General features: G+C 57.2%; 6 protein-coding genes. 5 read left to right on the forward strand and 1 reads right to left on the reverse strand.

Going from position 1 to position 12,390, the window contains the following annotated elements:
- Positions 1–202 precede the first annotated feature (202 nt).
- Genes thrA through VHE34_RS06925 form a run of 4 tightly spaced genes read left to right on the forward strand, consistent with a single transcriptional unit; the run spans position 203 to position 8,041 of the window.
- Positions 203–2,653 (forward strand): bifunctional aspartate kinase/homoserine dehydrogenase I, encoded by a 2,451-nt coding sequence (thrA, locus tag VHE34_RS06910; RefSeq protein WP_325586061.1) that lies wholly within the window; start codon positions 203–205, stop codon positions 2,651–2,653.
- 2 nt (positions 2,654–2,655) lie between these two features.
- A complete protein-coding gene (locus VHE34_RS06915; RefSeq protein WP_325586064.1) occupies positions 2,656–3,576 on the forward strand; it encodes a homoserine kinase in 921 nt (306 codons plus the stop codon).
- Entirely contained in the window at positions 3,573–4,868 is a 1,296-nt protein-coding gene (thrC, locus tag VHE34_RS06920; protein WP_325586066.1) for a threonine synthase, read from the forward strand. The genes VHE34_RS06915 and thrC overlap by 4 nt, the downstream gene beginning before the upstream one ends.
- A 20-nt stretch (positions 4,869–4,888) precedes the next feature.
- The gene (locus tag VHE34_RS06925) at positions 4,889–8,041 is read left to right on the forward strand and encodes a zinc-dependent metalloprotease (RefSeq protein ID WP_325586069.1); all 3,153 of its coding nucleotides are present in this window, start codon (positions 4,889–4,891) and stop codon (positions 8,039–8,041) included.
- 8 nt (positions 8,042–8,049) lie between these two features.
- Here the strand turns inward: VHE34_RS06925 and VHE34_RS06930 are convergent, their stop codons facing one another.
- Entirely contained in the window at positions 8,050–10,875 is a 2,826-nt protein-coding gene (locus VHE34_RS06930) for a TonB-dependent receptor plug domain-containing protein (RefSeq protein WP_325586071.1), read from the reverse strand.
- Between the two features lie 229 nt (positions 10,876–11,104).
- Between VHE34_RS06930 and VHE34_RS06935 the strand changes: the two genes are divergently transcribed.
- A complete protein-coding gene (locus VHE34_RS06935) occupies positions 11,105–12,343 on the forward strand; it encodes a DUF1624 domain-containing protein (protein WP_325586073.1) in 1,239 nt (412 codons plus the stop codon).
- Positions 12,344–12,390 lie beyond the last annotated feature (47 nt).

Consider the following 12,390-nt stretch of genomic DNA (forward strand, 5'->3'; position numbering starts at 1 on the left):
CTAAGAAACGGGCAATTTTTTGTTTTTGCATTCATTTCTCCCTACCTTAGCGTCCGTGATCATCGGTCATCCCCATATCATCTCCCCTCTCACAGTTGTTGAAATTACAACTATTATCTCCATTACAACCCGTTAAGGGTTGTCAATTTCCATATCACCCCCGGGGATCTTCTTCCTTTCAATTACAAAACATAACTATTGTATGCAGGTTCTAAAATTCGGTGGCTCCTCCGTAGCAAACGCCGAAAACATAAATAAAGTAATAGCGTTAGTCAGCCAGGCATTGGTAAAACATCGTACCCTTCTCGTCGTATCGGCACTGGGCGGCATCACCGACATGCTCATCCACGCCGCACAGGCCGCGGCAATCGGCGACGAATCGTATAAAGAAAAGCTTCAGCACATCGAACACCGCCACCTCGAGACCGTTCGCGCCCTCCTGCCCCTCACCGGTCAGAGTGCCGTCCTCAGTGCGGTAAAGACCCGCTGTAACGAGATCGAAGATATCTGCAGCGGGGTATTCCTCCTCGGCGAGCTCTCGGCCCGCACCCAGGATAAGATCGTCAGCTATGGCGAACTCCTCTCCTCCTTCATCATCTCCGCCCGGTTCGAATCCCTCGGCGTCGCCAACACCTGGAAAGACTCCCGCGAATTGATCCGCACCGACTCCCATTTCGGTCACGCAACCGTCGATTTCACAAAGACCAATGCGCTGATCCTGCAATACACGCTGGACAACCCCGCCGTCAACCTCTTCGTCTTCCCCGGCTTCGTCGCCGCCGACGACAACAATTCCACTACTACCCTCGGCCGCGGCGGCTCGGATTACACCGCGGCGATCCTCGCGGCAGCCGTCGACGCCCAAACCCTCGAGATCTGGACGGATGTCTCCGGTATGATGACGGCCGACCCACGCCTCGTCACCAATCCCCGCCCGATCCCATACATCTCCTACCAGGAAGCCATGGAGCTCTCCCATTTCGGCGCCAAGGTCATCTATCCCCCTACCATCCAGCCAGTGATGAAGAAAGGCATCCCCGTTTGGATAAAAAATACCTTCAGCCCCACCGATCCCGGCACGGTCATCGAATTCGAAGCCGCACGCAACGGCGGCGGTAGCATCCGCGGCATCTCCAGTATCCCCCGTATCGCCCTGCTCAGCCTCGAAGGCAGCGGCATGGTCGGCATCCCCGGCTTCTCCAAACGCCTCTTCGAAGCCCTCTCGGACAAGCAGATCAATGTCATCCTCATCACCCAGGGGTCCTCGGAGCACAGCATCTGCGTCGGCATCGACGAAGCCAACGCCGGCGCCGCCAAAGCAGCCGTCGACAACGCATTTAACCAGGAGATCAGCACCGGAACGGTCGAACCCCTCATCATCGAAACCGGCCTGGCCATCGTCGCCCTCGTCGGCGATCATATGAAAAGCCACCCCGGCGTCAGCGGCAAGATGTTCGGCGCCCTCGGCCGCAACGGGATCAACGTCCGCGCCATCGCCCAGGGTAGCTCCGAACGGAACATCTCCGCGGTCATCGCCGCCGCCGATGTCCGAAAAGGCGTCAACGTCCTCCACGAAGAATTCTTCGAAACCTCCTATAAACAACTGAATCTCTTCATCACAGGCACGGGCAACGTCGGCCGCCGCCTCATCGCCCAGCTGCTGCAACAACAGAACTACCTGCTCGAGCACCTCCGCATCCAGGTCCGCATCGTCGGCATGGCCAACAGCCGCAAAATGATCTTCAACAACGAAGGAATCGACCTGCGAAACTGGCAGGAAGCGCTCGACAAAGGTCAGCCGATGCAGCTCGACGAATACATCACGGGCATCACCGAACGCAATCTCCGCAACGCCGTCTTCGTCGACGTCACCGCCAACAACGAAGTCGCTACGCGCTATGCGGCGCTGCTCCAGAAAAGCATCTCCGTCGTCGCCTGCAACAAGATCGCCTGCTCCTCGGAATACAAGAACTATCGCCGCCTCAAAGACCTCGCCCGCGAATTCAACGCCCGCTTCCTCTTCGAGACCAACGTCGGCGCCGGCCTGCCCGTCATCGGAACCCTCAACGACCTGATGCGCAGCGGCGACAAGGTCCGGCGCATCCAGGCGGTCCTCAGCGGCACCCTCAACTTCGTCTTCAACAATTACGATGGCAAAAAGCCCTTCTCCGAAGTCGTCCGCCAGGCTCAGGACGAAGGCTATACCGAACCCGATCCCCGCCTCGATCTCAGCGGCACCGACGTCATGCGCAAGATCATGATCCTCGCCCGCGAATCCGGCGAAAAGACCGAAATGGAAGACATCGCCAACAACTCCTTCATGCCCGCCTCCTGCATGCAGGGCAGCGTGGATGACTTCTACAAGGCCATGAAAACCGAAGAAGCCCATTTCAAGGCGCTCTTCCAGGCCGCGGAAAAAGAAGGGAAGAAGCTGAAATTCGTCGCCCAGTTCGACCAGGGCAAGGCCTCCGTCGGTCTCCGGCACATCGGACCCGAGCACGATCTATACCATCTGTACGGCAAGGACAACGTCGTCCTCTTCTACACCGACCGGTACCCCGAACAACCCCTCGTCGTAAAAGGCGCCGGCGCCGGCGCCGACGTCACCGCTTCAGGCGTCTTCGCCGACGTCTTACGCGTCATCAACTCATAACAATGAAGAAGAAAGTCACTGTACATACCCCAGGCACCGTCGCCAACCTCGTCTGCGGCTTCGATATCCTCGGCCTCTGCCTGGACAATCCCTGCGATATCATGGAGGTCAGCCTATGCGACGAACCCGGAGTCACCGTCAGCAGCAAAGACGGCTTCTCACTCCCCACCGATCCCGCAAAGAACACCGCCGGCGCGCCCCTTATCGAAATGCTCGCCGAACTCGGCCAACCCATCGGCTTCGAAGTCACCATCACCAAACAGATAAAACCCGGCAGCGGCATCGGCAGCAGCGCCGCAAGCGCCGCAGGCGCCGTAGTCGCGGCAAACCACCTCCTCGGCAGCCCGTACTCAAAAGAAGATCTCGTAAGATTCGCCCTCTTCGGCGAAAAAGTAGCCTCCGGCGTAAAGCACGCCGACAACGTCGCCCCCTGTATCTACGGCGGCATCACGCTCATCCGTTCCATCTTTCCCCTCGATATCGTCACGATCCCCGCACCGGCCCTCCATGTCACGGCCGTCCATCCCCTTATCGAAGTCCGAACCTCCGACGCCCGCCAGATCCTGCGCAAGCAGGTCCTGCTGAAAGATGCGATCCGCCAATGGGGCAACATCGCCGGATTGGTGGCCGGCTTCATGAAGAATGACTACGATCTCATCGGCCGCAGCCTCGAAGACGTCATCATCGAACCCGTTCGCAGCATGCTCATCCCCGGCTTCGACGAGGTAAAAGAAAAATGCAAGTCCGCAGGCGCCCTCGGCGGCGGCATCTCTGGATCGGGCCCCTCCATCTTCATGCTGAGCAAAGACAAACCCACCGCCCTGGCCGTCGAAAAGACCATGCAGGAGATCTATACCCGCATCGGCCTCGACCACCACACCTACGTCACCACCATCAACCAACAAGGAGTAAAGATCATATGAACTACTATAGCCTCAACAGCCCCGGCACATACGTCGATTTCAAAGAAGCCACCATCCGCGGCCAGGCCCCGGATAAAGGCCTCTATTTCCCCCAAACCATCCCTACCCTCCCAACCGAACTCTTAAAAAACATAGACACCCTCTCCCGCGAAGAGATCGCCTTTCAGGTCATCCGCCCCTACACCGGCGATACCCTCCCCGGGAACGAACTCCGCCGCATCGTCCGCGAAACCATCGCCTTCGAATTTCCCCTCGCAAATGTCTCCCCGGATATTCAGTCATTAGAACTCTTCCACGGCCCCACCCTCGCCTTCAAAGACGTCGGTGCCCGATTCATGAGCCGCTGCCTCGGCTACTTCGTCCGCGATAACAAACGCCCCGTCACCGTCCTCGTCGCCACCTCCGGCGACACCGGCGGCGCCGTCGCCAGCGGCTTCTATGGCGTGGAAGGCATCCGCGTCGTCATCTTGTACCCGTCAAAAAAAGTCAGCAGCGTCCAGGAACTCCAGCTCACCACCCTCGGCAAGAACATCACCGCCCTCGAAGTGGAAGGCAGCTTCGACGACTGCCAACAGATGGTAAAACAAGCCTTCGCCGACACCAGCCTCCGGCAACAGCTCTTTCTTACCTCCGCCAACTCTATCAACGTCGCCCGCTGGCTACCCCAGCAGTTCTATTATTTCTTCGCCTGGCAACAATGGACGGACAAGACCAACCCTCCCGTCATCTGCGTCCCAAGCGGCAACTTCGGGAACATCTGCGCCGGCCTGCTCGCCCATCAATCCGGCCTCCCCGCAACCCATTTCATCGCAGCCACAAACGCCAACGACGTCATCCCCAACTTCCTCCGGACGGGCCAATTCAAAACACAACCCGCAAAGGCCACCCTCTCCAACGCCATGGACGTCGCCAACCCCAGCAACTTCGTCCGGATTCTGGAGATTTTCCAAAAACAGGTCCCCAGTCTCAAACAAACGCTCTCTGCCGTGAGCATCACCGACGAAGAGACCATCATGGCCATCCGCAGATTGCATAACGATCATCACTATCTCGCCGATCCGCACGGCGCCATTGGCTGGCTCGCCCTGCAACGCTACCTCGACAAACACCCGGGCGCAAAAGGCTATTTTCTCGAGACCGCCCACCCCGTAAAATTCTACGATACGGTAGAACCCATCATCCAACAGAATATCCCCTTACCCGCCTCCGTGCAATCCCTCTTAGACAAGCAAAAACACAGCAAAAAAATCACCGCACAATACACTAATTTGAAGGATTTTCTGTTATCTTAGGACGGATCATCCGTCCTATCATGAAAAGCCTCTTCCCCCTCTTCCTGGCCGGCCTCCTCGGGCTAATATCCCTACGCACCATCGCCCAGCCGATCTGCGGCTTCGATCGCGCCCACGCCAGGCAAATGAGCGAAGATCCTGGGTATCGAAGAAACGTCGAAGCCGCAACCATCTCCATCCGCAACTATATCCGGCAACATCCCGAACTTCTCATTCGCCGCAACCAGCGCAAAACCATCACCGGCGGCAAGCCGCATGTACTGAGCAGCAGTTATGAAATACCCGTCGTCGTACACGTCATCCACACAGGGGGCGATATAGGGACGATCTACAATCCTACAGATGCCCAGATCACCGGCGCAATCGATTACCTGAACCAGGTATACAACGGCACATGGCCCGGCCTCGTAACCACGGGCCTTGGCGCAGGCGATCTCGGCATCCAGTTCGTCATCGCCCAACGCGATCCCAACTGCAATCCGACAAACGGGATCAATCGTATCGACGGCTCGTCGGTGGCCGGCTACGTATCGGGTGGAATCAATGTCCATACCACCCTCGGCACCAACGAGATCAATATCAAGAATCTTAGCCGCTGGGACAATACTCAGTATTACAACGTATGGATCGTAAACAAGATCGACGGCAATGACGGCACCAGCGGCCAATTCGTCGCCGGCTATGCATACCTTCCCGGGGCGCCCTCTACCATAGACGGCATAGTGATGCTGGCCACCCAGATGGTCGCAGGCCAGAAGACCCTGCCTCACGAAATAGGACACGCGTTCGGACTCTATCATCCCTTCCAGGGATCGACGGATGTAACTCAATGCCCCCCTGCCACCTACAACGACTGCACCCAGGACGGCGACCAGGTATGCGACACGGACCCGATCTCCGAAAACATCAACTCGACCACCGGAGTAGTCGACTTCACCTGCCGCTCAGGCGCCAATAGCTGCGCAGGAGGTAACCCGTATACCGCGGCAACGGAAAGCAACTTCATGAACTATACTAATTGCTTTACCTTGTTCACCCCCGGCCAGGCAGCCCGCTTGCAGGCGTTCGCCGCAAGTCCCTACCGTTCCAGCCTTACCACCTCCCTCGGTGGAACACCTCCCGATGCAGCCTGCGCTCCAAAGATCGACTTTCAACTGCAGGGCGACCGCCACACCGAAACCACGGCTGCAACCGCCGGCTGCCGCAGTTATAAGGATTATACTTACAATATGGTCATTGGTACCTATCCATCCGCAGCCGCGGTAGCCACCATCACCGTCAACAGCGGCGGCACCGCCACCCAGGGCATCGATTTTGATATTACCACCAACGGCAGCTTCTCCAGCCCTAGCCAACAGCTGACATTCCCCGCAGGATCCACGGCATCCCAACCCTTCACCATTCGCGTTTATGATGACGCCAGCCTCAACGGCGCCCGCTCTGCCGTCCTGGCCTTCTCCGTCAACAATGGCGGCGGTAACGCCATTGCAGGCGACGGACGCCCCACCTTCACCCTCACCATCGACGACAACGATATCGCCCCTTATGGCCCGACCACTGTCACCGCCTCCATCGGAACCAGCCAGGGCACGATCACAGGCCCATTCCAGGCCTCACAAACTCAAAACAAGTCCCAGATACTCTACTACGCAAGCGAACTCACCGCACAAGGCATCAAGGCCGGCAGCCTCTCCGCCATCGCCCTCGATATCGCCAAGAACAGCGGCGCTTCATTTTCCTACCAGGGTTTTACGATAAAGTTCGCGGCAACCACCCAAAGCTCGCTGTACAACGGCTCCACCGAATTTCCCATCAGCGAAGCATCTTTCACAACCGTCTACAGTGGCAACACAACGACGGTTAACGGGTGGAACAATTTCACTCTCACGACACCATTCAACTGGAACGGTACTTCCAACATCGTCGTCGAGCTCTGCTACAGCAATGCCATCACCTCCTCCGACGACAATGTCCAGGGCTATATCGACGGATCAGGGAATATTAACTATATATGGAATCCCATCTCCTGCGGTTCCAGCTACAGCATGATCAACTACTACGGTGGCGGAATAAAACCCATCATCCGCTTAACCGATGCAGACCCCGGAACCTTCATTCAAACCGCCCTCAACTCCTCCCAATCCCAATACCTCGGCCCCAATGCCGACGTCTACTTCTACGACGCTACCAACGGCCAATTGATGGCCCGCATCCAAAATCTCAGCAGCTTCGACTACGGCTGCACTCAGGTGGTCATCGACCGCGCAGGTACCACCGCCACCCAATTCTGGAATACCAACACCGCCAACTATCTCATGGATAAAACCTTCCATGTCATTCCCACGACCAATAACTCTTCGGGTAGCTACAACATCACACTCTACTATACACAAGCCGAGGTCCAGGGCTGGCAGACCGCTACAACCCAAACCCTCAGCGCCATCCAGCTCGTCAAAGTCCCCGGGCAGATATCCTCCGTCACTCCCGCCGCCCCCAACGCCGCCGGAACCCCAACCATCGTGACTCCCACCATCAGCGCCCTCGGTACCAACACGGGCCTGACCTATAATTTCACCAACGGCTTCTCCGGCTTCGGCGCCGGCGTCCCCAGCCTCACCGTCCTGCCCGTCACCCTGCTGGATTTCACGGGCCGCCTCAATAACAACGATGCCGTCCTCTCCTGGTCGACATCCGGGGAGCAAAACAGCGCCCGGTTCGAGGTCGACAGATCCTATGACGGCCAGCACTTCACGAAGATCGGCTACGTACCGGCCGCGGGCGCCAGCAGCACCCAAAAGGACTACACCTTCACCGATCCCTCGCTTGCCGCCGATAGCAACTACTACCAGCTGAAAGAGATCAGCCTCGACGGCCACGCCACCTATAGCAAGATCGTGCTCGTCCGCGATCCCCACGCAATACCCAGCTTCACCGTCCTGCCCAATCCGTTCACCACCAGCCTCGACATCGTGTTCGGCCACGTGCCGGATGGCCCCGTCAGGGTCCGCATCCTCGACATCACCGGGCGGTTGCTCTGGCAACGATCCGGCGTACAGTCCGATGGCAGCCGTGCCCACCTGGGCATCGATGGAGCTACCCTCGCCCCCGGCATCTATATCCTCGAGGTTCGCTCAACCACCGGTGTCGAGACCCAACGTATCCTCCACGAATAAAAAAAAGGCTATTTCCCAAACTCCACCAAAACCCTCGCAAACAAAAATCTCCCGTTGAACCCAAACTGATTCGGATTAAAAAGGAGCCGCCCGCGGTTGGAGGCGTCCCGCCCCGAATTATACCCTCCCGGCGCCTTGTTGGCCCCCTGTATCGGGTTGGCCCGCACGGCCTGCAGGCTGTTCCGCGGGTCGACAAACACCTTGTCCGGATAGACATCGAAAATATTATTACCCCCAACCGAAATACCGATCCCCCGCCGGACCCTGTACGACACCACCAGGTCCGTGGTGATCTTCGCGCCAAAGACCTGGTCCGTGCCCAGGGCGACATCGTTCAGAAAAGCTCCCGTGCCTTTGTTGACCAGCCCAGGGTCTACATTATTGAGAAATTGCACCTGGCCAAATCGCACCCCACGTCCAAGCAGATCCCAACGGCCTATCGAATACGTCATCACCAGGCTGATCTTGCTGTTCGGCTGCGCCGTTTCGATCCGGCCCCGCTGCTGGCGATCAAATAAGGTGGCGGCAAGATCATTCGAAGGATTAGCCGACGCATTCGTCGTACTGGGATTGTTCTTCGGATCATCGATGACCGAATTGGTATGGATCCTTCCAACGACCCGGTTCTGATTGAAATTCGCGGCCAGCGATACCGATGCAACCCCCTTTCCGATCCCGAACTTATCCGTCAACACCGCATCGATACCCTTGGTCTCCGTATTGACGGCATTGGTCCAGAACTGCAAGGCAGAAGTGGAAGAGTCCACATGATTATTGTTAAGGATAGTATTCACCAAGGGGTTGCTTCGGTTGAAAGGGGTCGACAACACGATCCTGTCCCTGATCGAAATAAAATATCCATCTACCGTAAATACGACGCCGCTGCCCAGCTTGCCCGAAACCCCGAGCGTGAAATTGGTTGACATCTCGGGCTTCAATTCTTTGATGCCGAACGCATCCCGTACTATCGGGTTGTAATTATTAGCGGTCAGCGAGTTGGATGGCTGGGAATTGACGAATTGAGTCGAAGTATTCTGGAAATAGCGCTGATGCAACGACGGCGCCCGGAAACCGTTACTCACCGAACCCCGGATAGCTAACCGCGGGGTCAACTCGTACCGCGCACTTAACTTCCCACCCAGGTTGTCATAGTGGATCCCCTTTTCCGCATAGTCCTCATAGCGCAACGCGCCGTCAATCAACAACCGCCCCACCGTCAACTCCAGGTCCGCATAGCCGGCATAGATAGTCCGCGTCGCCCTGACCGCATCCTGGTCCTTGAACCCGGGAAACACCTGCGCTCCCGAAGCCGGCGCCACCGCGACCGGAAAAGTGGTATACTTCGTCATGCCCGGGTAGGGCGCAATGGAATCGACATGGGCAAGCCTTTTGCCATTGTTGTAGCTGTTCGGCTCACCGGCATCGATCCGGAATACCTCGCTCCGGAATTCCCCGCCAAAGGCCACATTCAAACTGCTGCCGGCTGACCACCGGTAGAAGCGGCTCAGGTCGGCATTTACCGTATTCTGCAGGAAGCTGAGTTTACCCGCATCGAATTCCGTCTGCACCGCATCCGATGCAGGCAGGGAGGCATTCCCCGAGCGTTTAACGGCATAGTGCAGCCCGTTCTGTCCCGCGATATCACTCAGCTCCAATAGCCAGCTCCCCGCCTTTATATGGACCCCTTCCAGCAGGTTCCAATCATAGATGGTGGGCGCTATCTGCGGTAAGAACCCATCGGGATAACGCCGCTGCCCATCGGCCAGTACCGGCTGCTGCGCCACCGAATTGGGGTTCCGGCTATTGCCGCTCGCCAGCCCCTCCCGCCGCATCAGTCCCCCGGTCGCGAAAAAGTCCACGTTGCGCGACAAGGACGCCCCCGCGTTCACATAAACGGAAAAATTCTGCTCGAAAGAATTTCCAACAACGTTATTGTGACGGTCATAGCCTCGCTGTTTGACCACCGCCGCATCCTGGTCCATCAGCCATTGCCGGTATTGAACGTCGCTCACCGTACCGGTATAGGGGTTTGCGGGAAAAGCACCCGCATTGCCAAGATAGATCAGCGGAAAATTGTCCTCTCCGCTTCGGTTGGTTGCTTCGCGCCGCAACCATTGCCCGCTCACATTCAGATACGAGCCATTGCTTTTCGCAAAGCCGCCATTGAAGTCCAGTTGCGTATTGGCCCCGTCATTGATCCCCACGCCTCCCTTATAGGGCATCCGCGTGAAATTCTCACCCGCTGTGCCGGAAACGGTCCAGCCATTGTAGTTCTTTTTCAGCACAACGTTGATAACACCCGCGATAGCGTCGGACCCATATTGCGCGGCCGCACCATCGCGCAATACCTCGATCCGGTCGATAGCCGCGGCGGGAATGGTGTTCAGATCGGTGCCCACGGAACCCCGGCCTACCGTACCGTTGATGTTCACCAGCGCCGTGGAATGCAACCGCTTGCCGTTGAGCAGCACAAGGGTCTGATCCGGTCCCAGGCCCCGCAAGCCCGCCGGATCGATATGATCCGTTCCATCCGAGATCGTCTGCCGTGCGGACTGGAACGAAGGCACCGCAAACGTCAGCATCTGTGTCACATCCATCTGTGCAAAAGGTTTGATGTCCTTGGTCCGGATCACATCGACAGCCACCGGCGTCGATAATTTGCTCCTCGCATCCCGCGACCTTGAGCCCACGATCACCACCTCATCCAAACGCAAGGTGTCCGCATCTTTGATCCCTCCCCTAAGCTTCGGTGCCTGGGCGGAACTCCGTTCAACGGTTGCAATAAAAATAATAAAGCAGCATGCACGCAGTAACGTGCAGATAGGTTTCCTCATTTCTTGGTGTTTTTTAGGTTATCCGGCCCGAAAATAGGACCCGCCCCGGCAAACCCAAACCATCCTCTTACCATCGGCGGTATCTTTCTAACCACCGGTTGGCCCGGTTCATGCGGGTTCGCACACCCTTCCGCCGTTGCACAACCCGCCGCCACCGCAAGTGAATCCATGGCCTCCGTTGAAAGATTCTCCCCCGGAAGGCATCCCGCCAACACCTAGATTTGCGCCCATGTTCAACGAATCCACCATTGCCGCAACGCAGCCGGTTAACAGCCACCGGCCGAAAAAAATAGGGAACACCCGTATCGGGTCCATCGATCTGCTCAGGGGTACCGTAATGATCATCATGGCGATCGATCATGTTCGGGATTATTTCCACCGGGACGGCTTTCTGTATGATCCTACCGACCTCAGCCATACCAACCCCGCACTTTTTTTTACCAGGTGGATCACCCATTTCTGCGCACCGGTCTTCATTTTCCTCGCCGGCATCTCCGCTCATCTATACGGCGCCCGCAAAGGCCGCAAGGCGCTTGCTTTCTTTCTGCTTACCCGCGGTATCTGGCTGATCTTCGTCGAACTGTTCATCATTACCCTGGGCTGGTCTTTCAACCCGCACTACCCTTATATCAATCTCCAGGTCATCTGGGCAATCGGCGCCTGTATGATCGCACTGGCCGTCATGATCCATCTGCCCCTTCGGCTCATCCTGTTCATTGGCTTGATATTGGTTGCCGGTCACAATTGCCTGGATAACGTACATATTCCGGGCAACAGCCCCGCCGCCTTCCTATGGAGCGTCCTCCATGACCCAGGCACCTTCCACATCGGTCATACACCGGTATTTGTCCGCTATCCTGTCCTGCCGTGGATCGGCGTGCTGGCCGTCGGCTACTGCGTCGGTCAACTCTACCGTCCCGGTGTAGACGCCGGAGCAAGGCGATCCATCCTCCTTTGCCTTGGCGCCGGGGCCATTACCCTCTTTATCATTCTCAGAGCCCTCAATGCCTACGGCGACTATGCCCCATGGAGTGTTCAAAAAGACGCCCTTTTCAGTATTATGTCGTTCCTGAACGTTACGAAATATCCCCCCTCCTTGCTTTATATATTGATGACATTGGGACCCGCCATGCTCTTCCTCGCGCTTTCGGAAGGGGTTAAGAATGGTTTGAGCGAAAGAGTCCTCGTCTTCGGTCGCGTCCCCATGTTCTACTATATCGCGCATATTTACCTGGCGCACCTGCTGGCCGTCGTTGGCGCCGCGATCTCGATCCACAACTGGCGGATCATGTTCTTCCTGCCTACCCGGCCCTCCTGGGTGCCGGGACTAAAAGGATATGGATTTGACCTTCCAACCGTCTATGCCGTATGGCTGACGGTCATCCTCCTCCTGTACCCCCTCTGCAAGCGCTTCGACACCTACAAACGCGCCCACCAGGCAACCAAATGGTGGTTAGGTTATCTATAAAAAAAGCCGCCAATAAAAAAAGCCACCCCTTGGGGTGGCTTTGATAT

It is taken from the genome of Puia sp. (assembly GCF_035546395.1).
Classification (GTDB): Bacteria; Bacteroidota; Bacteroidia; order Chitinophagales; family Chitinophagaceae; genus Puia.

Bases quoted from the DNA above. Each gene is read 5' to 3' on its own strand.
- VHE34_RS06935 (WP_325586073.1), top strand. From the start codon at position 11,105: ATGTTCAACGAATCCACCATTGCCGCAACGCAGCCGGTTAACAGCCAC.
- VHE34_RS06930 (WP_325586071.1), bottom strand. From the start codon at position 10,875: ATGAGGAAACCTATCTGCACGTTACTGCGTGCATGCTGCTTTATTATT.
- VHE34_RS06915 (WP_325586064.1), top strand. From the start codon at position 2,656: ATGAAGAAGAAAGTCACTGTACATACCCCAGGCACCGTCGCCAACCTC.
- thrA (WP_325586061.1), top strand. From the start codon at position 203: ATGCAGGTTCTAAAATTCGGTGGCTCCTCCGTAGCAAACGCCGAAAAC.
- VHE34_RS06925 (WP_325586069.1), top strand. From the start codon at position 4,889: ATGAAAAGCCTCTTCCCCCTCTTCCTGGCCGGCCTCCTCGGGCTAATA.
- thrC (WP_325586066.1), top strand. From the start codon at position 3,573: ATGAACTACTATAGCCTCAACAGCCCCGGCACATACGTCGATTTCAAA.